The following is a 23,186-nucleotide window of genomic DNA, read 5'->3' on the forward strand; positions in this document are numbered from 1 at the left end:
GGCGGTCTCCATCGGGGGAAGTCCTGACTGTACCGGAGTGGCCGTGCAGGGGTGCCGATGAGGCCACCGGGAGCAGCCGACCAACGGTCGGCTCTACATCCGAGCGATGTGCAGGGGTGCCGAACACCCGGGCGGTATGCGGGCGTGCCGATGAGGCCACCGGGAGCAGCCGACCAACGGTCGGCTCTACCGCCGGGGGCGGTGGATCAGCACTCGATGACGTTGACCGCCAGCCCGCCGCGGCTGGTTTCCTTGTACTTGTCCTGCATGTCGCGGCCGGTGTCGCGCATGGTCTTGATGACCTTGTCCAGCGAGACCTTGTGCTTGCCATCGCCGCGCATCGCCATGCGCGAAGCGTTGATCGCCTTGACCGCGCCCATCGCGTTGCGTTCGATGCAGGGGATCTGCACCAGGCCACCGATTGGATCGCAGGTCAGGCCGAGGTTGTGTTCCATGCCGATCTCGGCGGCATTCTCGATCTGGCTCGGGTTGCCGCCGAGCGCGGCGACCAGGCCGCCGGCGGCCATCGAGCAGGCCACGCCCACTTCACCCTGGCAGCCCACTTCGGCACCGGAGATCGAGGCATTTTCCTTGTACAGGATGCCGATCGCCGCCGAGGTCAGCAGGAAATCGAACACGCGCTGTTCGTTGGCACCGGGGCAGAAGCGGTCGAAGTAATGCAGCACGGCCGGCAGCACGCCGGCGGCGCCGTTGGTCGGGGCGGTGACCACGCGGCCACCGGCGGCGTTTTCTTCGTTCACCGCCAGCGCGTACAGGTTGACCCAGTCCAGCGTGGTCAGCGGATCGCGCATCGCCGCTTCGGGCTTGGAGGACAGCTCGCGGTACAGCGCCGGTGCGCGGCGGGAGACATGCAGGCCGCCGGGCAGGGTGCCTTCCTGGCGGATGCCGCGTGCCACGCAGGCCTGCATGGCGCTCCAGATTTCACGCAGGCTCTCGCGGATCTCGTCCTCGGTACGCCAGCACTTCTCGTTCTCGAACATCATCTGGGCGATGCTCAAGCCACTGCGTGCGGTCTGGGCAAGCAGCTCGTCGCCGCTCTTGAACGGGTAGGGCAGCGGGGTTTCATCGGGCACGATCCGGTCATCGGCCGCATCGTCCTGGTTGACCACGAAACCGCCACCGACGGAGTAGTAGTCGCGCGTGGCGATCACCTGCTCATCGGCGCCGTAGGCAGTGAAGCGCATGCCGTTGGTGTGGTATGGCAGTTTCTGGCGCTTGTTCAGGCCCAGGTCGCGCTTCTCGTCGAAGGCGATCTCGTGCTGGCCCATCAGGCGGATCCGCTTGCTGCTGCGGATCCGCTCCAGGGTCTCGGGGATGATGTCCGGATCGATCAGGTTCGGGCGCTGGCCTTCCAGCCCGAGCAGCACGGCCTTGTCGGTGCCATGGCCACGGCCGGTCAGGGCCAGCGAACCGTAGACGTCGGCGCGGATGCGCACCACGTCCTGCAGATGGCCCGGATCGAGCAGCCAGCGGTGCACGAAACGTTCGGCAGCCTTCATCGGTCCCACGGTGTGGGAAGAACTCGGGCCAATGCCGATCTTGAAAACGTCGAACGTGCTGACAGCCATGATTGCCAAACTGCGGGTATCGGATGGAGCGCTATTCTATGCGCTTCATGCCGCCGGCTCTGGCTGCGGCGCAACATTTTCCAAGGCGGGTGGGCCGGTGTTTACCTTGTTCCAGCGTGATGACTGCCATTTGTGCGACCAGGCCCTGGCGGTACTGGCCCAGGCCCGGGTGGCCGATCTGAACAGTGTGTTCATCGATGACGATGCCGCGCTGGAGGCCCGCTACGGGCTCCGGGTACCGGTGCTGCGCGACGCACGGGGCCGGGAACTGGACTGGCCGTTCGACGTGCCCGCGGTAGAAGCCTGGATCCGGTAGAGCCGACCGTTGGTCGGCTGCCCGGGGATCATCGTTGCGGCAGCCGACCAACGGTCGGCTCTACCTGTAGCCGGCGCGGCTTATTTTGCTTTCAGTACGACCTTGGTGCTGATCGCGGTCTCGTTCGGGATGGTCTTGGTGTCGGCCCAGTCGCCGCCGCCCACACCGAAGTCCAGGCGCTTCACCGTCGCCTTGCCGGCCAGCACCGGCTGCGCGCCCGGGGTCCAGGTGAAGGTGAGCGTGACCGGCTTGCTCACGCCGCGCAGCTCCAGGGTGCCGTCTGCGGCGTACTGGTTGTTGCCCAGCGAACGGAACTTGGTGGCGCTGTACTTGGCCTGGGCGAACTTGCCCACGTTGAAGAAGTCCGCGCCCTGCAGGGTCGAGTCGCGGTCGCTGTTGCCACTCTTGGCGCTGGCCAGCGGAATGGTCACTTCCAGTTTGGCATCGTCCAGCTTGGCCGGATCGAAGCTGATCCTGGTGTCGAAGCCGGGGAAGGTGCCGGTAAACACTTCACCGTCGTACTTGGTGGCAAAGGCCAGCACCGAGCCGGGCGCCTGCACGTAATCGGCGGCCAGCACCGGGGCGGTGGCCAGCAGGCCAGCCAGGGCGGCGGCGACCGCGGCGGGAGAGGTGAGCTTGATGTTCATGGTCAATCCTTCTGGGGGGAGGCAAGCCAGCGCTGCGGGAGCATGCGCGCAAGCGTGGCATCGCGTTGGTAAAAATGGTGGTAAAGCGCAGCACTGGCATGGGCCACGACCACCGCGATCAGCAGCCAGAAGCCCCACTCGTGAATGGCGTGGGAGATCTGGGTGACACGTTCATCGGGCGGGCTGAGTTTGGGCACATCGACCAGACCGAACCAACGGAACGGGCGCAGGCCGCTGGCCGAGTCGTACAGCCAGCCTGACAGCGGAATGGCGAACATCAGCACGTACAGCAGCCAATGCGTGGCCGAGGCGATGCGTTCCTGCCAGGTTGGCGTGCCCGGCACCGGTTGCGGGGCGCCGGCGTACAGCCGCCACAGCAGCCGGGTCACCACCAGCGCCAGCACGGTGATGCCGATCGATTTGTGCATGGTGTAGACCCAGAAGTACTTCGGGGTTTTGGGCAGTTCGCCCATGGTCAGCCCGACGATGCCCAGGGCGAGGATCAGTACGGCGATGAGCCAGTGCAGGGTCTGGCTGACGCCGCCCCAGCGGGTCGGGGTGTTCTTGGCGGTCATGGCGTGGTCTCCTGGACCGGCTGTGGGGTATCTGAGTCGATCGGCGGGGCCGGAGTTCCCGGCACATCGGCAGGGGCAGGATCGCCCGGGTCGCTCGCGTTGCGATCGCGCACGGCCTCCGCTTCGATCCGCAGCTGCACCTCATCGCCGATCATCGAGGCCCAGCCATCCACGCCGAAGGCACTGCGGCTGAGTGTGGCGGTGGCCGAGAAGCCGGCGGTGCGGCGGAACGGCGGCAGCGGATGACGCTTGAGCGCGTTCAGGGTGACCGCCAGCGTGACCTCGCGGGTCACCCCGCGCACGGTGAGCTGGCCGATCACGTTGGCGTGGGTGGGATCGATTGGTTCGACCCGGGTCGAGACGAACCGCGCGTCCGGGAAACGCTCACCGTCGAGCAGATTGCGCGCCAGCGTGGCCTTGTTCCATTTGTCATCGCCCAGGTCCAGGCGCTGGATCGGCACGCTGACCTCCAGGCGTGCCGTGCGCCAGTCGTCCGGGTCGAACACCAGCACGCCTTCGCTGCCGGACACGGTGCCCAACGCGTGGGAGAAGCCGGCATGCTCCACCGCGAACAGCACGCGGGTATGCACCGGGTCGAGGCGGTAGCTGTCGGGGGCGGCGATGGCGAGCAGCGGCAGGGCCGACAACAGCAGCGAAAGGGTCAGGCGCTTGAGCAAGGCGCTGGCTCCATGAGGGTCTGGGGCGATCATACGCACAGCCGTGTCATGGGATGCAGCGTCATGGCTGCAACAGATCGTGGTGCACCTGACAACAGCACGGGGCGCCCGTGCCGTGTTCCCTGTGCAGGACGGAAACAGCCCGTTCCATCCACGGCCGTCGGCCCGGAATGCGGACACCGTCCTGATCGCTGTGTGACAATCCGCACCAACAGGGAGACCGGATCGATGAGCACGCGCCGCTGGGGTGCAGGCATCGTGCTGTTGGGGCTGTGGTTGTGCGCAGTGCCGTCAGTGTTGGAAGCCGCAGGGATATCGGCGGAAACGCCACGCTTGCGCCGCCTGGGCGCGGCCGAGGGCATGCCGTCGCGCATGGTGCTGGCCCTGGCCCAGGATCGCCAGGGCTACATCTGGGCCGGGACCGATGACGGCCTGGCTCGCGTGGACGGCGTCGGCCTGCGGGTGTGGCGCAATGATCCGGCCGACCCCGGCTCGCTTCCCGGCAACGAGGTGGAAACGCTGCTGATCGATCCGCTGGACCGCGTCTGGGTGGGCAGCAATGGCGCTGGCCTGGGCATGCTGGGTCCGGACCGGACGGCGTTCACCCGCTTTACCGCCCTGAGCGAGGCGTGCGAGGGCCAGTTCTGGTCGCTGGCCTATGCCGCGCAGTCGCTGTGGATCGGCACCAACCAGCACGGCATATGCCGGCGCAGCGAAGACGGGGCGCTGGTCAGGTACCAGGCCGACCCGAGCGATCCGCGCAGTCTGCCCGACAACACCATCTACACCCTGTTGGCCGATCCGCAGGGGCGGGTCTGGGTGGGGACCTCCAACGGTGTCACCCGCTGGGATGGCGACGGTTTCACCCGGATCGCGCCGGCCCTGCTGGGCGGCAAGAGCGTGTTCCGCCTGACCCGCGAGCCCGATGGCACGGTCTGGGCGGGCACCGAAGGCGGGCTGTTCGAGATCGGTGCCGATGACCAGGCCCGTCCGGCGCCCTGGAAGCTCAGCGCCGATGTACGTGCGGCCACGGTGATCCACGACCGCAACGGCGGCTATTGGCTGGGCACGGCCGATGGTCTGTACCGCGGCGATGCCAGCACCGCGCGGCTGCTCGCCGGTGATGCCGGCAGTGGCTTCCTGACCGCGCGCAGTGGCGTGCTGGACATGCTGCAGGATCATGAAGGCGGCCTGTGGGTGGCGATGCTGACCCAGGGACTGGCCTACCTGCCACCGGACTGGAAGCGTTTCTCCAGCTGGTACCAGCTTGACGGCAAGCCGTTGGACAGTGTGTACCTGCTGGGCGCGGCAGCGGCGGGGGACGACTTCTACATTTCCGGCGCGCACGGGCTCTACTGTCTCGATGTGCAGGGGCAGCTGCGCCAGATCGCCGACGACAAACAGATCGGAGTGGGCGCGGCGTGGTCGCTGTTGCCCCGCGAGGACGGCGCCGTGTGGATCGGTCGCGCGGGCCGTCTGAATCTGTACCAGCCGGCCACCGGCACACTGCGCGAATGGAAGATCGGCGGTGGCGCCGATGTACGCCAGCGCATCGATCTGATCCGGCAGGCACCGGATGGCGAGCTGTGGCTGTCGATCATGAACTTCGGCATCCAGCGCCGCGACGCCCGCGGCAACGTGCTCGATACGATCCGCAACGACCAGAACCGCGGGCTGACCGAAAATCCGGTCGAGCAGATGGTGTTCGATCCGCGCGGGCAGCTCTGGGTGATGGGCGACCAGATGGGGCTGATGCGGTGGCGCAACGACCGTTTCGAACAGGTGCCCGGGATTTCCCGCGGCAGCATCTATGATGCCGCCTGGACCGGCCCGGATGAACTCTGGCTGGCGCGCCAGGGCGCGCTGGAACGGTACCGCTGGGACGGGCTCAGCATGAGCCTGCGCGAACGCGTCGGCGCGGCCGAAGGGATGCCGGCGGTGTCGATGGGCGGGCTCGCGCTGGGCAGCCACGGGCAGGTATGGGCGACCACGCCACGCGGCCTGGTGTGCTGGCAGGGCAGCGAACGTCGATTGCGGCTGTATGGCGAACGCGACGGCTTGCCCGATGTGGAGTTCAGCAATCGCCCGCCCGTGCAGACACGCGACGGCCGGGTGCTGGCAGTGACCGCGACCGGGCTGGTTGGTTTCGATCCGGACGCGGCGGACATGGTGCTGCCGCCATCTCAGCTGGTGATCGACAGCGTGCAGGTGCGTCGTGACGATGCCGAGGGCCAGCAGATGCTGCCTCCGCAGGCACCGATCGTGCTGGGACCGCAGGACCGCGACCTGATCGTGTCCGCACGCCTGCTGTCGTTCGCCAACCCGCACGGCAACCGCTACCGCTACCGGGTGTCCGGCTATGACCAGAACTGGGTGATGCAGGCGGCCGATGGCGAACGCCTGCTGTCGCGCCTGCCCGCCGGGCACTATCGCATCGAGGTGCAGGCCGCGACGCCGCAGGGCGCGTGGACGCCGCCCAGCACGCTGGACCTGGAGGTGCGCCCGCCATGGTGGCGCAGTGGCTGGGCGATCGTGGGCTATGTGCTGCTGGGCCTGATCGGGATCGCCGCGCTGGCGTACGTCGCACGTGCGCGCCTGCGCCGTCGCCAGCAATGGCAATTGACGGTGCACAAACAACAGTTGGCCGAGCAGGCGTCACAGGCCAAGAGCCGCTTCCTGGCCACGCTGGGGCACGAAGTGCGCACACCGATGACCGGCGTGCTGGGCATGAGCGAACTGCTGTTGTCGACCCCACTGGATGAGGTGCAGCGGGGGTATGCCGGCTCGATCCAGCATGCCGGCAAACATCTGCTGCGGCTGGTCAACGACGCGCTGGATCTGGCCCGTATCGAGGCAGGGCGGCTGGAGCTGGATCTGCGTCCGTTTGATCTGATGTCGTTGCTGGAGCAGGTGGAAGCCCTGATGGAACCGATGGCCCACCACCGTGGGCTGGCGTTCGAACGCAGCTTCAACCTGCCCGGTCCGGTGCAGGTCAGCGGCGATGAGATGCGTGTGCGGCAGATCCTGATGAACCTGCTCGGCAATGCGATCAAGTTCACCGAGCATGGCCATGTCGGCCTGGGGGTCGAACTGGGCGAGGAGGGTCGCGCGATCATTTTCGAGGTCTCCGATACGGGGCCGGGCATCAACCAGGACCAGCAGGAACGGTTGTTCCATCGCTTTGAACAGGCCGATGGCCCACGGACCGCATCGCGCTACGGTGGCAGTGGCCTGGGCCTGGCGATCTGCCAGGAACTGGCGGTGGCGATGGGCGGCCGGATCGAGATCGACAGCCGGCTGGGCGATGGCGCCCGATTCACCGTATCGCTGCCGTTGCCCTGGACCGTACAGCCGCTCGGCACGCCGCGTGAGGCGGGCCACGACACGCGCACGCAACTGCCGCCGCTGCGCATCCTGCTGGTTGAGGACGATGCCACCGTGGCCGATGTCATCGCCGGGCTGCTGCGCTCGCGCGGGCACGAGGTGGTGCACGTGCTGCACGGCCTGGCGGCGTTGTCCGAGGTGGCGGCAGCCCACTTCGATGTGGGTCTGCTGGACCTGGACCTGCCGGCGCTGGACGGCATCGCGATCGCGGGACAACTGCGTGCGATGGGCTATGAGCTGCCCCTGATCGCGGTGACCGCACGCTCGGATGCCTACGCCGAGCAGCAGGTGCTGGCGGCCGGATTCAACGGTTTCCTGCGCAAGCCGGTGACCGGTGACATGCTGATCGATGCGATCGTGCAGGCGCGCGCCGGGAAGTCGCCCCGACACTGATCAGCCGAAGCACTGCGCGCACCGGTGCGATCAATGCCATGCCTCGTAGTTTCTTTTTTGATCTGAAATTTGATTGATCGGACTGTGACCGGGTCCAGACCCTGCCAGCCCGCTTCGCGTGGCTTCGGCATACCTTGCTGTTCATGCAGGAGAGGACGGTCGGGGTACGCGTGGGGGGAGGCCGATCCGCATCAATGGGCCATCGCTGGGCTGCGGTGATGCTGGGTCTCGCGCTCTGGCTGCCGGTCCCTGTTCTGGCCGGCGATCCCGTCACGGCACCCTGGCCCCGGCCGCTGGGCCCCGCCGAGGCGCTGCCGACCGCGGCGCTGCGTGCGGTCGTGGAAGACCGCGACGGTTATCTGTGGTTCGCCAGCGACGATGGACTCCTGCGCTTTGATGGTCACCGTTTCCGCGCGTGGCGAAGGGAGCAGGGGCTGCTGGATGTGGACGTACGCGCGCTGCATCTGGATGCGCAGAACCAGCTCTGGCTGGCGACCGCCTCGCAGGGCCTGCTGACGCTGTCTGCTGATCGCCGCGAGATCCAGAGCATGCCGGGCAATGGCGCGGTGGTCCTGCCCCGCATCGGCGTCATGCAGATCACCAGCACCCCCGACGGTGTGGTGTGGGTGGGTACCCTCGACGACGGCCTGTTCGCACGGCATCCGGACGGCCGCTGGCAACGCGTGCCGTTGCAGTTGCACGGTGGCCCCGTGCGCCGGGTGACTGCCCTGGTCACCGACCGCCAGGGCCGGCTGTGGATCGGGACGCCGGCAGGGGCATTGCGGCGTGAGGAACATCGTTTCACCCAGGTGCCGCTGCAGGACGACCAGGGCGTTGACGTGCGCGTGCTCTGGCCCGATCCGGACGGCGGGGTGTGGGTGCACACACCGCAGGGGGTGCACCGGTGGCGCGATGGCGAGCTGCATCGGATGCCGGAGGGCACGGCGATGCCGGTGCTGCGCAGTAGCGCGGGCGACCTCTGGAGCGCCGGCGCAACCGGACTGCGGCTTCACGCGCGCGGGCAGGCGCCGCAGCCGGTGCCGCTGCGTGGATACGCCGGCGCCGTGATGAGCACGGCCGCGGTCAGCCATGCCCTGGAGGACCGGGTCGGCGGCCTGTGGTGGGTCGGCCGCGGCGAGGGCCTGTGGCACCTGCCCGCGCGGTGGCGCCAGTTCACGCTGCTGGCGGCCGCCCGTGATGGTTGGCCCGGACTCGATGGCGACCACGTGCTGGCCCTGGCGCCCTCCCATGGCAGGCGGGTGTGGATCGCCGGCGATCGCGGGCGCCTGCAGCGCGTTGACACGGTGAGCGGGCGCAGCGACCTGGGCGTCGACTACCGCCCCGATCACCTGCGTGCGGGCACCGTGGCCATCGCCGAAGACCGTCGCGGCCAGGTATGGGTGGCCAGTGGCAATACGTTGTCGCGCTACCTGCCGGGCAGCGGTGGCCGCCGTCACTGGTTGCTGGGCGTGGGCGGCGACGCGGGGAGGGTCGATCTGCAGGCCTGCGGCGATGGATCGTTGTGGCTCGGGCGTGCCGACCGCATCCAGCGACGCGATGCCGACGGTGTGCTGCAGTTGTCCGCCGCGCCGCACACCCTCGGGCTGGTGCCGCCGAGCCATGGCCCGCAGTTGCTGTGCGATGACGATGGCCGGCTGTGGGCAACCGACCGCAGCGGCGTCAAACGCTGGCTGCCGGCGCAGGAACGCTTCGCGGTCGTGGAGGGAGCGCCGCGCGGCGAAGTGGGGGCGATCGCCCGCGGCGAGGATGGCCACTACTGGATCAGCAGCCTCGGGGTACTGCGGCGCTACCGCTGGGATGGCCAGCAGCTGCGCAAGACGCACAGCTTCGGCCCTGCGCACGGGTATCCGCGTCTGCTGGCACGCGCACTGGTGGTCGACGCAGCGGGCGTTGCATGGGCAGGCGATGCACGTGGCCTGGTCCGGGTCGACCCGCACGGCGGCGGCGTGCGCCACTTCGGCGGCGATGAGGGGCTGCCGGCGCAGGGCGTGGTGCCGCACGGGCTGGTGCGCACCGCCGACGGTCGGCTTGCCGCTGCGGTCAGCGAAGGCGGTCTGTTGCTGATTGATCCGGCCGGTGTCACGGGCCCTGAGCGCGCGCCGGGTCTGGTCATCCATGCGATCACTGCTCGCCGTGGCAAGGCGCAGATCACGCTGCCGGTCGGCGCCGGCCCGGTGCCGCTCTCGGGTGCTGATCGGCATGTGCGCGTTGCCGCGCGGCTGCTCAGCAGCGGTGCGCCGTCGCACGTGCAGTATCGGTTCCGGCTGCAGGATCACGAGGCCCAGTGGCAGGAAAGTGATGCCGCCGGGCTGCGCGTGTTCGAACGTCTGCCGGTGGGGCTGCAGACGCTGGAGGTGCAGGCCCGGCAGGGAAACGGCCGATGGTCGCCGGTGCGCCGGGTGACATTGCAGGTGGCCCCGGCATGGTGGCAGGCGCCGCCGGCCCGGTGGGCCGCCGCGGCCGCGGGGCTGGGCGCGGTGTGGCTCTGGGGATGGCGCTTTCACGTACGCCGCGGTCGCCAGCGGCGCTGGCGCTGGTTGCGTGCCCGGCAGGGGCATGCCGAGCGCGCATCCGTGCAGCGCACCCGTTTCCTGACCACGCTGGGGACCCGCATCCGGGTGCCGATGACCGCGGTGCTGGGATGGAGCGAACTGCTGCTGCGCTCACCGCTTCCGCCAGACCAGCGCAGCCGGGTCAACAGCCTGCACCATGCCGGTGAGCACCTGCTGCGGCTGATGGATGACGCACTGGATCTGGCCAGCATCGAATCAGGGGAACTGCAGTTGCAGCCGGCACCGTTCGTGCTGCAGCGGATGATCGAAGCACTGCACGCGCTGCTGCTGCCGGTGGCGCAGGGCAAGGCGCTTGCGTTGGAGTGGCACAGCACGCTGCCGGCCTCGGCGTGCGTCATCGGCGATGCGCGTCGCCTGCGCCAGATCCTGCTCAACCTGCTCGGCAACGCGCTGAAGTTCACCGCGCAGGGAACGGTGCGGCTGGAGGCGCACGGCGGACACGATGGCCAAGGGATCGTGCTGCGGGTGTGCGATACCGGACCGGGTATGACGCCGGCGCAGTGCCAGCGCCTGTTCCAGCGCTTTGAACAGGCCGATGGCGCGCAGACCGCGGCCCGTTACGGCGGCAGTGGGCTGGGATTGTCGATCTCACGCGATCTGGCAGTGGCCATGGACGGCGATATCACCGTGACCAGCGTTCCCGGCCAGGGCACCTGTTTCCAGGTGGCGCTGCCCTTGCCGCGCGGTGAGCTCCCCACCGGCATCGTTGCAGCGTGTGCGCTGCCGGGGCCGGCTGCGGCCGGCGCACTGCGCGTGCTGGTGGTGTATCCCTCAGCGGTCGTTGCCGAGGTGCTGCTGGCCATGCTGGCCTCCCTGGGCCATCTGCCCACCCACTTTCCCGGCGCGGATGCACTGCCGCCCACCGCCGCGGACGGTGCGGGTTGGGACGTCATCGTGGTCGATCCCGCCCTTAGGGTGGATGGCGAACGCGTGGGGGCACGGCTGTCGCGGCGGTGGCCGGGGGTGCCACGGGTAGCACTGACTGCGCGTGCGGATGCCGCTGCGCAGCGCGAGGCGATCGCGGCCGGCTTCGAGCTGTTCCTGCGCCTGCCCGTGAGCCGGGCGGCGTTGGGCGATGGACTGGCCAGATGCCGGCGCAGCGCATGAGCGGCACGCCGCACCGAGGGTGCCGATGGGGGCGGTGGGGGCTGCTGGTCTGGCTGCTGCAGGCGTTTCCGGTGCTGGCGCTGCCCAGCCATGGCATACGGATGACGACCGTCGACGGATTGCCGTCCAACGTGGTGCATCAGATCGTGGAGGACCGTAAGGGCTATCTCTGGTTCGCGACGGGCGACGGCCTGGCGCGCTATGACGGCAGCGGTTTCCGGATCTGGCGCATGGAACACGGCCTGGCCGACAACGTGGTGCGCAGCCTGGCCCTCGATGCTCGTGACCAGCTATGGATCGGCACCGGCAACGGTTATCTGCAGCGTCTTTCCGCTGACCGCCAGCAGTTCGCCCGGTGGGCGGGGCCGGCGGTACCCACGGTGGCGGCCAGCCCGATCCTGGCGATCCAGCCCATGGACGATGGCAGCGTCTGGTTTGGTACCCGCGATGCCGGTCTGTTCCGGCTCGACCGCGATCACTTCCTGCGTCAGCACCTGCCGGCCGCTGGCGGTGGTGGTTTGCCGTCGGCACGGGTGGAGCGGCTCGTGTCCGATCCGCACGGCGGCCTGTGGATCGGCAGTGCCGCCGGGCTGGCGAGGTGGCAGCACGACCGGTTCCAGGCGCCTGCGATGCTCGGCGCTTCCCCTCGGCCGGTGACCGCGCTCGGCCTGGATTCGCAGGGGCGGCTGCATTCCAGCACGGGCGAGGGTTCGCGGGTGCGGCAGCTGCCGTCCTTGCAACCCGTTTCCGGGCACCGCACACCGGCCCGTTGGCTCGGCGCAGCGCGGCGTGGCGGGGACTGGTTCGGCGATGGCGACCAGGTGTGGTGGCAGGATCAGCACGGCCGGAACCACCACGCGCTCCAACTGCCCCGGCCGCACGGGCGCGAGGTGTCGCGCATCGGGCAGGCGTTCGAGGACCGGCAGGGGCGGGTCTGGTTGTCGGGAAGCCGCCAGGGCGTATGGCGACTCGGCGCCCAGTGGCGGCACTTCGAGCGTTTCGCCGCACCGGCCGGACCCATCGCCGGTGCGGCAGGCAGCCTGGCCCCGGCGGCAGACGCACACGCATGGTGGGCACGCGGCGGCACGCTCGCCCGTCTCTCGCCGGAGCAGGGCTTCTCCCCCGCGCGGTGGTCCTATGCACAGGATCCAGCACGTGCCGATCGCCACGTGGTGGTTGAAGATCCGCAGGGCGTGGTGTGGGTCTTCGCGGCGCCGTGGCTAACCCGGATCGATCCGCTGCGCCGGCGTCGGCAGCGCTGGCAGGTGGGGGCGGCCAGTGTGTCGCCGGGCACGTCGCCGCAGGCCGCGTTGCTGGCCTGTGGCGATCACGTGTGGCTGGCCGGCAATGGCCGCGTGGAGCAGCGTGCGGGCGATGGCCGCGTCCTGGCCAGTGCTGCCTACGCGGCGGCGGGCCTGCGCCCGGGCGTGGCGGAGTTCGCGCTCCAGTGCAGCCCTGGCGGAGAGGTATGGTTGGGGGACGGCGAGGGTCTCAAACAGTGGCACGTGGCGGCCAGCCGTTTTCTCCCGGTGCCGGGCAGCGGCCGGCGGGAGATCGGCGCGCTGCATCTAGCCTCCGATGGGTGGCTGTGGGCAGCCGATGCGGAGGGCTGGTCGGCCTACCAGCATGCGCCCGGCCGCCCGCCTCACAGCCAACGGGTTGACGCGGCGCAGGGAGTACCGGCCGCGTTGCCACGCGGATTGAGCGGCGCCCCGGATGGTGCCTTATGGGCCACCACGGCGCGCGGGGTGGTGCGCCTGGCCCCGGAGCGAGGCAGTGCGCGGCTGTACACCGCCGATGATGGCCTGCCGCTGATGGTGTTCGATACTGGCCTGGTTGCTGCCGGAGCGCATCTGCTCGCCCTGGAAGCCAACGGCGATGTGCTCGCATTGCATCCGGCGGGCATGGTCGACGCCACGACGCCGGCATCGCTGGTGATCGACCGGGTGAAGGTGCGCCGACAACGGCGCTGGGTCGAGCTGCCTTCCACCGATCCACTGCAGCTCAACGCCGATGATCGCGACATCCAGTTGTCGGCGCGCCTGCTGAGCGGCCGGCCCGACGGTGTGAGCGGGTATCGATTCCGGCTGCGGGGCGAAGACCCCGAATGGGTCCGCGCCGGGCGACGCGGCGCGCGCGGCTTCCCCCGCCTGCCGGCCGGCGAGCATGTACTGGAATTCCAGGCACGTGACGTGGATGGGCAATGGTCGGCCCTGCAGCAGGTGCACCTGCACGTGGCCTACAACGGTTGGGCGCATCCCGGGGCGTGGGCGTTGCTGTGGCTGCTCGCCGCCAGTGCCGGCACGTTGCTGGTGTGGACGCTGAGGCAGCGGCGGCAGCGCGCGCTCGCCTGGCGGGCGGCCACGCGCCGCCAGGCACGTGCCGAGCAGGCCGCGCAGGCCAAGGCGCGCTACATGGCCACGCTGGGCCATGAAGTCCGGACACCGCTCACCGGCGTGCTTGGCATGAGCGAACTGCTGTTGGCTACGCCGTTACCCGCAGGCGCGCGCGAACAGGTGCTGCATATCCAGCAGGGCGGGCGTGCATTGCTGCAGGTGGTCGACGAGGCGTTGGAGATGGCCAGGCTGCAGGCCGGCAAGGTGATGCTGCATCCACGGGGCTTTGCCATCGGTCCGTGGTGGGACGAGGTACATGCCGCCGTGGCCGGGGGTCTGGAGGCGGGTGGCTGCCGCCTCGTGTTGGCCCCGCCATTGCAACCCGGTGCCAGCGCCGTGGGCGACCCGGACCGGTTGCGACAAGCCGTGGAACTGCTCGCGTGCGGGTTGGCAGAGCAGACCGGGGCTGTCCGGTTGACCCTGCGCATCGCCTGGCGGCCGGGCTGCAGTGGCCTGCTGCTGGATGTGCTCGCCGAACCGGGGGCCTGTCCGTCCCCAGCGCCGTTGCAGGTACGCGAGGCCTTGGCCGATGTCGACGTGCTGATCGGCGCGATGCACGGGCACCTGCGCGTGTCGCGGTTGCCTGATCACCGCTGGCAGGGGACGCTGAGTGCCCCGCTGGAAGGCTGCCAGGCGATCGGGCCCCACGCGACCGCACCGCAGGGCGATGCGCTCGATGCCCTTCAGGTCATGCTGGTGGAAGATGATCCGCTGGTGGCCGAGGTGGTCGGCGCACTGCTGCGGCTGCGCGGTCACACCGTCGTGCATGCCGCGCACGCGCTGGCGGCACTGACCGCGCTGGCCCGCCCCGGCACCCAGCTGATGCTGTTGGACCTGGACCTGCCGGGCATGGACGGGCTGTCACTGCTGCGCCTGCTGCGTCAGCAGGGCAAACGCCTGCCGATACTGGTGCTGACGGCGCGACGGGAGCTGGACCTGGAGCTGCAGGTCATCGCCGCCGGCGCGGACGGTCTGGTGCACAAGCCACTGCAGGGCGATGCGCTGCACACAGCGATGCAACGGCTCGCCTTGCCGCGCGTGGATCGTGCCGGCGCGGGGAACGGTTTACTATGCGGGGCGTTGCCCGACGACCGGGGTGGTCAGGGGTGACAGGCCCGTTCCGGGCGACGGCAGTGAATCGAGGGACAGACCCGGGAGAGCCAGTGGTGTTGCGTGTGCTGTGGCCGCTGCTGATCGGCCTGTGTGTGCTCTGGCCGGCGCTTGCGTCGGCCCAGCCGGTACCGCCGACGCCGCGGCAGCTCACCGTGTTCGATGGCCTGCCATCCAACACCGTCAATCGCATGGCCGAGGATCGCTACGGCTATCTGTGGATTGCCACCAATGATGGGCTGGCCCGTTACGACGGTCGCAATTACCGCATCTGGCGCGCCGAGGACGGCCTGCGCGACAACCACGTCTGGAGCGTCCACGTGGATGCGCGCAATCAGCTGTGGATCGGTACGGAGAACGCCGGCCTGGCGATGATGTCGGCCGATCGCCGCGAGATCCGCTTCTACGATCGCGACAGCCATCCGGAGATGGGCAGCAACACGATCTGGAGCGTGGCTTCCACGCCGGACGGTGCGATCTGGTTCGGCACTTACCAGGGCGGCCTGCACCGGCTGGAGCGTGATGGCACGCTGACCCGCTTCATGCCCGAGCCCGGCAACCCGCGCAGCCTGCCGGCGGCATCGATCGGCAATCTGGCCACCACCCTGGATGGCACCTTGTGGATCGGATCCAAAGCCGGCCTGGCGCGCTGGACCGGACACGATTTCGAACCGGTGCCCAGTGCCCAGTTGTCGGCGCGCGTCATCAACGGCCTCACCGCCGAGGCCGATGGCAGCCTGTGGATCAGCAGCAATGTCGGGGTGGCGGTGCGCCGCCCGGATGGCCGCTTCGAACCGGCGCCCTGGGCCGTTGCCGATGGCGATCAGATCCTGGGCATGATGCTGCGCGACGAGCAGGGCGGGTATTGGTTGGATACCCGCTCGGGCCTGGGCCGTGCGATGGACGGCCAGTTCCAGCAGGTGCCGCTGTACAGCGCGATCGCGCGCGGGCAGGTGCGGCCGAACTGGACCGGCGCCTACGAAGACCGCGAGGGTGGCATCTGGCTGGCCAGCACCAACGGCGGCCTGTGGCATCTGCTGCCGCGATGGTGGCAGTTCTCGGTGCTGTCGCGGTTGGAAGATGACCCGGCCTCGCTGCGCAATGCGTATGTGCTGGGCATGGGCGCGGCCGCCGACGGCGGTGTGTGGACGGTGGGCACGCACGGCGCCCTGGACAAGTTCGACCCGGTCAGCGGGAAAATCGAACAGCACCGGACCTGGGTGGACGGCACGCAATGGCTGCAGTCGGTGCTGGAGGATCCGCGAGGGCAGGTCTGGATCGGCTCCTGGGACGCGCTGCTGCGCTATGACCCCCGGCAGAAGCGGATGCGGCGCTGGGGCAGCGACGCGGCGGTGGACGCCACGATGGAGGGCGCGATCGAATCATTGGCGCTGTGCGACGGGCAGCGCCTGTGGACAGCGTCGGCCACCGGGCTGCAGCAGCGCGATCTCGATGGACGCGTCCTGCATCGCATCGCGCTGGGCCACGCTGGATTGAGCGCGGGCCAGAACGCGCTCGATATCCGGTGCGGTCCCCAGGACCGCCTGTGGGTGGCCACCGGGCAGGGACTGCTGCAGTGGGTCGCGGCGCGCTCGCGTTTCGAGCCGCTGCCCGGTGGCCCCGCGGCGAGCGTGCATGCGATGGCGCTGGCCGGCGATGACAGTGTCTGGCTTTCCGAGGAAGGCAAGCTCTCGCACTACGGCTGGCAGGGCGATCGGCTGACCCTGCAGGAAGTGATCGGCAGCAGTGCCGGCTACCCCGCGATCACCGCCACCGGTCTGGTGGTGGACCGGCAGGGGGTAGTCTGGGCAGCGAATGCACGCGGCCTGGTGCGTGTCGATCCGGAAGCCGGCAGCGTGCGCCAGTACGGCGTCCATGATGGCCTGCCCAGCCAGGAATTCCGCCGCCGCACGCTGACGCTGACCCCGAGTGGTCGCATCGTGGGTGGCACGCCGGCCGGCGTGGTGGTGTTCGATCCGGCACAGGTCAAGCCGGCGACGCGACGCGCGCCCCTGGTGATCGAGCGGGTCGAGGTGCGCCGTGGCGAGCGTGTCCTGGACCTGACCCATGCGGTGCCGCTGGACATCGCCGACGGCGACCGCGACCTGCGGATCGTCGCGCGGCTGCTGTCCTTCGCCGATTCCACCTCGAACAACTACCGTTACCGGCTGGCCGGCTACGACCCGGATTGGGTGGAAGTGGGACCCGGCGGCGAACGTCTGTTCTCGCGCCTGCCGCCGGGCCGCTACCGGCTGGAAGTGCAGGCTCGCTCGGCCGACCACATCTGGTCGCGGGTGCAGGTGCTGGAGTTCCGGGTGCTGCCGCCGTGGTGGCGGAGCCTGTCGGGCCTGCTGCTGCTGACCTCGGCCGTGTTGCTGCTGCTCAGTCTGTTCGCCTGGTTGTACCGGCGCCGGCTGCAGCGCCGGCATGCGTACCAGCTGGCCCTGCAGAAGCAGGAACTGGCCGAGCAGGCTTCGGCGGCCAAGACCCGTTTCCTGGCGAACCTGGGCCATGAGGTGCGCACGCCGATGACCGGGGTGCTGGGCATGAGCGAGCTGCTCTTGTCCTCGCCATTGAACCCCCAGCAGCGTGGCTATACCGAGTCGATCCGCCACGCCGGCGAGCACCTGCTGCATCTGGTCAACGACGCGCTGGACCTGGCCCGGATCGAGTCGGGGCGCCTGGAACTGCAGGCGCAGCCGTTCCAGCTGCAGCGACCGATCGACGATGTCTGTGCGTTGATGGCCGCGCTGGCCGGGCAGAAGGGGCTGCGGTTCGTGGTCGACAACACCTTGCCGGCCGGCACCCGCACGGTCGGTGACGAGCTGCGCGTGCGCCAGATCCTGCTGAACCTGCTGGGCAACGCCGTCAAGTTCACCAGCCACGGCGAAGTACGGTTGACGTTGCGCGCGATCACGGCCGGCCGCGGGTTGCACATCGAGGTATCCGATACCGGGCCGGGCATCAGCACCGATCAGCAGGAGCGATTGTTCCGCCGCTTCGAGCAGGCCGATGGCGCCCGCACCGCCGCGCAGTACGGGGGCAGCGGGCTGGGCCTGGCGATCTGCCGCGAACTGGCACTGGCGATGCAGGGGCAGATCGGCGTGCAGAGCCAGCTCGGCGTGGGAACGCGTTTCACGGTGACCCTGCCGTTGCCCCTGGAGCAGGGAACCACCGGCGTGCCGGGTGCGGCCGAGGGCGAGCAGTGGGTGTTGCCGCCACTGCGCATCCTGCTGGTGGAGGACGATCTGACCGTGGCCGAGGTGGTCAGCGGCCTGCTGTCGGCGCGTGGCCACCAGGTGGTGCATGCCGAGCACGCGTTGTCGGCGCTGCGCGAGGTCAGCGAGGCGCCGTTCGAGGTGGTGCTGATGGATCTGGATCTGCCCGGGCTGGGCGGCATCGCATTGGCTGAGCATCTGCGCAGCCAAGGGTTCGAGATGCCGCTGATCGCGGTCACGGCGCGCACCGATCCATCGATCGAGCAGCAGGCCCGCGACGCAGGCTTCGATGCCTTCCTGCGCAAGCCGGTCACCGGCGATCTGCTGGTGGAGGCGATCGCGCGGGTGCTGCACGCTCCCGGTAGCAGCGGACCGTTGGTCCGCTGACGGTCCCTATAGCTGACCGCAGACCGCAGACCGCAGGACGTCTGCCCGCGGTTACTCGGCGACTTCCTCGACATCGCGCGGCGAGGGCCGCGTGTCCGGCAGCTGCCAGAAGATCAGCGTGGAGGTCAGGGTAATGGCGCCGACGCAGACGAAGGTGGCGTGCAGCGCGGCCGTCGCGCCGTGCGACGCATCGAGATGATTGAACGCGGCCAGCAGGCTGCCGGCCGCGGCCGCACCGAAACCGGTCGCGAGCATCATCACCATCGAAAGAAGACTGTTGCCGGCACTGGCGAAGTCGCGGTCCAGATCGCGCAGGGTCACGGTGTTCATCACGGTGAACTGCAGTGAATTGACCGCACCGAACAGGGCCAGCTGGATGATGCGGATCCACAGCGGCTGGCCGGGCGTCATGAAGATGAAACTGGCCATCGCCAGGCCGACCAGCACGGTGTTGACCATCAGCACGCGGCGGTAGCCGAAGCGCTCGACGAGCTTGACCGCGTAGCGCTTGGAGACCATGCCCGCCGCAGCGACCGGGATCATCAACAGGCCGGCCTTCATCGGGCTCATGCCCATGCCGACCTGCAGCAGCAGTGGAATCAGCAGCGGCATGGCGCTGCTGCCGATGCGTGAGAACAGATTGCCGAGGATGCCGATGCGGTAGCTGGGCACGTGGAACAGTGCCAGCGAGAACAGCGGTGCCGTGGAGTTGGCGGCGTGCAGCCAGTAACCGACGAGGGCGGCCAGGCCGGCGACGGTCATGAGCATGACCAGTGCATGCGGGGTGGCCATGCCGGAGATGCCGTCCAGCGCGAGGGACAGTACGACCATGCCGAAGGCAAGCATGAGGTAGCCGGCGATGTCGAAGCGGGTGCGGTGTTCGGCGTAGTGGTCCGGCATGATCTTCATCGCCGCGATGTAGCCGATGATGCCGATCGGGAGGTTGATCAGGAACACCCAGTGCCAGGAGGCGACTTCGACCAGCCAGCCACCGAGGGTCGGGCCGATCAGGGGGCCGATCAGGGCGGGGATGGCGATGAAACTCATCGCGCGAAGGAATTCTTCGCGCGAGACGGAGCGCATGACGGCCAGGCGCCCGACCGGCAGCAGCATGGCGCCGCCGATGCCCTGCAGGACGCGCGCACCGACGAGCTGGTGCAGGGTCTGGGCGAGAGCGCAGGCGAGCGAGCCGAGGGTAAACAGGATGATCGCGACGAGGAAAGTGCGTCGTGTGCCGAAGCGGTCGGCGATCCAGCCGGAGGCGGGGATGAAGGTGGCGACGGCCAGGGCGTAGCTGAAGACGACGGACTGCATCTGCAGCGGGCTTTCGCCGAGGCTGCGGGCCATGGCAGGCAATGCGGTGTTGACGATGGTGGAGTCCAGCATCTGCATGAAGATGGCCAGCGATACGAGCCACAACAGGGGCCGGATCGAGGCGTAGCTGCTGGTCGTCATGGTGCGGAGCCTTCGTCAACGAGGGCGATATGATCGCCGATGTGGGATCAGGGTGTGGTCAAGAGCCGAAGCCGAAGCATTGGGGCGTGCAACAACGAAAGCACGCGTCCTGGGTGCAGAACGCGTGCTTCGTCGGCCGTGCCCGTGTAGTGCCGGCCGCTGGCCGGCTACCTGCCGATGGCGATCAGCGTCGGCTCAAACGATGTACGGCTTCCACCAGCACCTGCACGTGCTCGGGATTCATGTCCGGGGACATGCCGTGGCCGAGGTTGAAGACATGGCCTTCGCGGGAGCCGCCGTTGCCTTGGGCGTAGCTGTCGAGCACTTGCCCGGCGGCGCGTTCGATGGCGGCCGGATTGCCGTAGAGCGTGGTCGGGTCGAGGTTGCCCTGGAGGGCGACGCGGCCGCCGGTGCGGGCGACGGCGTCGGCGAGGTCCAGGGTCCAGTCCACGCCGAGCGCGTCGGCGCCGGTGTCGGCCAGGGCGCCGAGGTGCAGGCCGGTGCCTTTGCCGAACAGGATCAGCGGGGTGCGGTCGCTGCCTTCACCGCGTTCGAGTTCCTGGGCGATGCGGGTCAGGTAACGCAGGGAGAATTCGCGGTACATGGTCGGGCTGAGTACCCCGCCCCAAGTGTCGAAGACCTGCAGGACCTGGGCGCCAGCCGCGCGCTGGGCGGCGAGGTAGGCGATCACCGCATCGGTGACGACCGAGAGCAGCTGGTGCAGGGCGGCCGGTTCGTTCAGGGCCATCGCCTTGATGCGGGCGAAGTCCTTGCTGCCGCCGCCTTCAACCATGTAGCAGGCCAGCGTCCACGGGCTGCCGGAGAAGCCGATCAGGGGCACGCTGCCGTCCAGTTCGCGGCGGATCACGCGTACAGCGTCCATCACGTAGCGCAGTTCGGTTTCCATGTCCGGCACGGCCAGTCTGGCGATGGCGGCGGCGTCGCGGACGGGGTGGCGGAACTTCGGGCCTTCGCCTTCGACGAAATACAGCTCCAGGCCCATCGCATCGGGGATGGTCAGGATGTCCGAGAACAGGATCGCCGCGTCGAGGTCGAAGCGGCGCAGCGGCTGCAGGGTGACTTCGCAGGCGATGTCCGGGTTCTTGGCCATCGCCAGGAAGCTGCCGGCCTTGGCGCGGGTGGCGCGGTACTCGGGCAGGTAACGACCGGCCTGGCGCATCAGCCAGACGGGGGTGCAGTCCACCGGTTCGCGGCGCAGGGCGCGCAGCAGGCGATCATGGCGGGAGGGGCTGGTCACGGAACGCTTCCTTGGGATCTGGTGGCGCGGGGCCGAATGGGGTCAGTGCGGCGGTGGCCGCTCAGTGCGGCGCGTCGCCGCTGGTGTAGGTCACTTCGTAGCCGCGGTGCAGGTGCGCATCGCGTGCCTTTTCGAACGCGGCCAGCGCCAGGTCTTCCTGCAGGTACAGCTCGCGGCGCAGTTGCCCGCGCCCGCCGATCGGGCCGGACTCCAGCAGCAGCTCCCAGCCGCCGAACAGGTCCGGTTGCAGGGTGAGCTGGAGATAGCGGGCCGGATCGGCACCGCGGGGATGTTGGTGCAGGAAGACGCGCATGCCCCGATTGTAGCCGTGAACGCCGGAGGCGGCCGTCAGCAACGGGGCAGGTGCGGCGGAACGTCGCAGGCTCAGCCGGCGGCCAGCACGCGCAGCACGTCGGCCTCGTCGACGTCGGCGACGACTTCGGCGCGGCCGATGCCACGCCACAGCACCAGCCGCAACCGGCCGGCGACATTCTTCTTGTCCAGCCGCATCCGGGCCAGCAGCGCCTCGGGCGCCAGGCCGGCCGGAATGGCCACCGGCAGTTCGTAGCGCAGCAGCAGCTCGCGCAGCTGCTCGGTGTCTGCCTCCTCGCTCATGCCCAGCTGGGCCGACAGGCGCGCGGCCAGCACCATGCCGACCGCGACTGCTTCGCCGTGGTTGAGGTTGTCGTTGCCCGGCGCGCCGTAGCCCTGTTCGGTCTCGATCGCGTGGCCGAAGGTATGGCCGAGGTTGAGCAGGGCGCGTTCGCCCTTTTCCAGCGGATCGCGCGCGACGATCTCGGCCTTGTGCTCGCAGCTGCGCGCGATGGCCTGGGCCAGCGCGGTGTCATCGCCGGCCAGCAGCGCGGCATGTTCGGCCTGCAGCCACTGGAAGAACAGCGGATCGCGGATCGCGCCGTACTTGATCACTTCGGCCAGGCCGGCGCGCAGCTCGCGGGGCGGCAGGGTGCGCAGGGCGGCGGTGTCGGCGATGACGGCGCGCGGCGGGTGGAACGCCCCGACCAGGTTCTTGCCTTCGGGGATGTCCACCGCGGTTTTGCCGCCGACCGAGGAATCGACCATCGCCAGCAGCGAGGTCGGCAGCTGCACGCAGTCCACGCCGCGCATCCAGCAGGCCGCGGCGAAGCCGGCCAGATCACCGGCCACGCCACCGCCGAGGGCCATTACGCAGGCATCGCGGGTGGCGCCGAGGGCGGCCAGGGCGGTGATCGCATCGCCGAAGTGGGCCAGGGTCTTGGAGGCTTCGCCGGCCGGCAGCACCAGCTCGCCGATCAGCAGGTCCGGGCGCGTGGCCAGCAGCGCCGCCTTCACCCCTGCCAGGTAAAGCGGGGCGACCGAGGAGTCGCTGAGCAGCAGCACGTGGCGGCCACGCACATGGCGGGCAAGCAGTTCTCCCTGGCCAAGCAGGCCGGGGCCGATGTGGATGGTGTAGGGGGTGTCGCCGCTGACGGCAACGGTACGCGGGGCGGGGGTCATTCAGGTGTTTCCTGTCGCTGCCACTGCGCGGCCAGGCGCAGCACCAGCTGCGCAGTGGCCTCGGCGGGCGTGTAGAGATCGGTATCCAGCGTGAGGTCGGCCAGGCCCTGGTAGAGCGGATCGCGGGCGGCGGCCATTTCGTGCAGCACCTGCTCGCGGTCCGGGCGCTGCAGCAGCGGGCGGCCGCGGTCGCGGGCCAGCCGCTCCAGCTGGGCCGGCACGCTGACCCGCAGGTAGACCACGAAGCCGCGCCGGGCGATGGCCGCGCGGTTGTCCGGGTCCAGCACGGCGCCCCCCCCGGTGGAGATCAACTGGCCGTGGCCGTCCAGCAGAGCGTGCAGGACATGGCGTTCGTGCTGGCGGAACCCGGCTTCCCCGGCGAGTTCGAAGATCGCCGGAATGCTGGCCCCGGTGCTGTCCACGATGGCCTGGTCGGCATCCACGAAGTCCAGCGTGAAGCGCTCGGCCAGCCGGCGCCCGATGCAGGTTTTGCCGGCGCCCATCGGGCCAATCAGGATCAGGTTCGGAGCGGGATTCATTACCCTCGATCCTAACATCTCCGTGCCATCGCCTTTACGCGGCGGCC

The 23,186-nt window shown here is 69.3% G+C and carries 13 protein-coding genes and 1 pseudogene; 5 read left to right on the forward strand and 9 right to left on the reverse strand.

Features of this window, described 5'->3' with window-relative positions; translation table 11 throughout:
* Positions 1-206: 206 nt before the first annotated feature.
* On the reverse strand, positions 207-1,589 hold the full coding sequence (locus POS15_RS01885) for an L-serine ammonia-lyase (RefSeq protein WP_019185097.1): 1,383 nt from the start codon (positions 1,587-1,589) through the stop codon (positions 207-209).
* Between the two features lie 97 nt (positions 1,590-1,686).
* On the opposite strand from POS15_RS01885, the gene POS15_RS01890 reads away from it, so the two are divergent.
* Positions 1,687-1,905, forward strand: coding sequence for a glutaredoxin family protein (locus POS15_RS01890; protein WP_019185096.1), 219 nt, complete (start codon positions 1,687-1,689; stop codon positions 1,903-1,905).
* 80 nt (positions 1,906-1,985) lie between these two features.
* Here the strand turns inward: POS15_RS01890 and POS15_RS01895 are convergent, their stop codons facing one another.
* The 3 genes and pseudogenes from POS15_RS01895 to POS15_RS01905 all read right to left on the reverse strand — a co-directional run.
* The gene (locus POS15_RS01895) at positions 1,986-2,552 is read right to left on the reverse strand and encodes a YceI family protein (protein ID WP_019186059.1); all 567 of its coding nucleotides are present in this window, start codon (positions 2,550-2,552) and stop codon (positions 1,986-1,988) included.
* A 2-nt stretch (positions 2,553-2,554) separates the two neighbouring features.
* Positions 2,555-3,127, reverse strand: coding sequence for a cytochrome b (locus POS15_RS01900; RefSeq protein ID WP_019186060.1), 573 nt, complete (start codon positions 3,125-3,127; stop codon positions 2,555-2,557).
* A gap of 104 nt (positions 3,128-3,231) precedes the next feature.
* Positions 3,232-3,837 (reverse strand): annotated as a pseudogene (locus tag POS15_RS01905) (YceI family protein); the annotation flags it as partial.
* 195 nt (positions 3,838-4,032) lie between these two features.
* Here POS15_RS01905 and POS15_RS01910 point away from each other — a divergent pair.
* From POS15_RS01910 to POS15_RS01925, 4 genes are all read left to right on the forward strand, one after another.
* Positions 4,033-7,581, forward strand: coding sequence for an ATP-binding protein (locus POS15_RS01910; protein WP_284128872.1), 3,549 nt, complete (start codon positions 4,033-4,035; stop codon positions 7,579-7,581).
* Between the two features lie 194 nt (positions 7,582-7,775).
* A complete protein-coding gene (locus POS15_RS01915) occupies positions 7,776-11,282 on the forward strand; it encodes a sensor histidine kinase (protein ID WP_284128873.1) in 3,507 nt (1,168 codons plus the stop codon).
* The gene (locus POS15_RS01920) at positions 11,279-14,788 is read left to right on the forward strand and encodes a response regulator (protein ID WP_192814296.1); all 3,510 of its coding nucleotides are present in this window, start codon (positions 11,279-11,281) and stop codon (positions 14,786-14,788) included. Before POS15_RS01915 ends, POS15_RS01920 begins: the two co-directional genes overlap by 4 nt.
* Positions 14,789-14,841: 53 nt before the next feature.
* Positions 14,842-18,393, forward strand: a complete 3,552-nt coding sequence (locus POS15_RS01925) for an ATP-binding protein (protein ID WP_046272695.1) — start codon at positions 14,842-14,844, stop codon at positions 18,391-18,393.
* Positions 18,394-18,444: 51 nt separating this feature from the next.
* Here POS15_RS01925 and mdtD read toward each other — a convergent pair whose 3' ends face one another.
* The 5 genes from mdtD to POS15_RS01950 all read right to left on the reverse strand — a co-directional run bounded on the left by mdtD (position 18,445) and on the right by POS15_RS01950 (position 23,139).
* Positions 18,445-19,848 carry a multidrug transporter subunit MdtD gene (gene mdtD, locus POS15_RS01930; protein ID WP_019186066.1) on the reverse strand — a complete coding sequence of 468 codons (1,404 nt, stop codon included), beginning with the start codon at positions 19,846-19,848 and terminating at the stop codon, positions 18,445-18,447.
* A gap of 184 nt (positions 19,849-20,032) precedes the next feature.
* Positions 20,033-21,106: a uroporphyrinogen decarboxylase gene (gene hemE / locus POS15_RS01935; RefSeq protein WP_019186067.1), complete on the reverse strand. Its 1,074-nt coding sequence runs from the start codon at positions 21,104-21,106 to the stop codon at positions 20,033-20,035.
* A gap of 61 nt (positions 21,107-21,167) precedes the next feature.
* A complete protein-coding gene (locus POS15_RS01940; RefSeq protein WP_019186068.1) occupies positions 21,168-21,419 on the reverse strand; it encodes a WGR domain-containing protein in 252 nt (83 codons plus the stop codon).
* 71 nt (positions 21,420-21,490) lie between these two features.
* A complete protein-coding gene (aroB, locus tag POS15_RS01945; protein ID WP_046272697.1) occupies positions 21,491-22,600 on the reverse strand; it encodes a 3-dehydroquinate synthase in 1,110 nt (369 codons plus the stop codon).
* Positions 22,597-23,139, reverse strand: a complete 543-nt coding sequence (locus POS15_RS01950; RefSeq protein ID WP_046272698.1) for a shikimate kinase — start codon at positions 23,137-23,139, stop codon at positions 22,597-22,599. Before POS15_RS01950 ends, aroB begins: the two co-directional genes overlap by 4 nt.
* Between the last annotated feature and the right edge of the window lie 47 nt (positions 23,140-23,186).

The sequence above is a fragment of the Stenotrophomonas sp. BIO128-Bstrain genome (genome assembly GCF_030128875.1).
GTDB lineage: Bacteria > Pseudomonadota > Gammaproteobacteria > Xanthomonadales > Xanthomonadaceae > Stenotrophomonas > Stenotrophomonas bentonitica_A.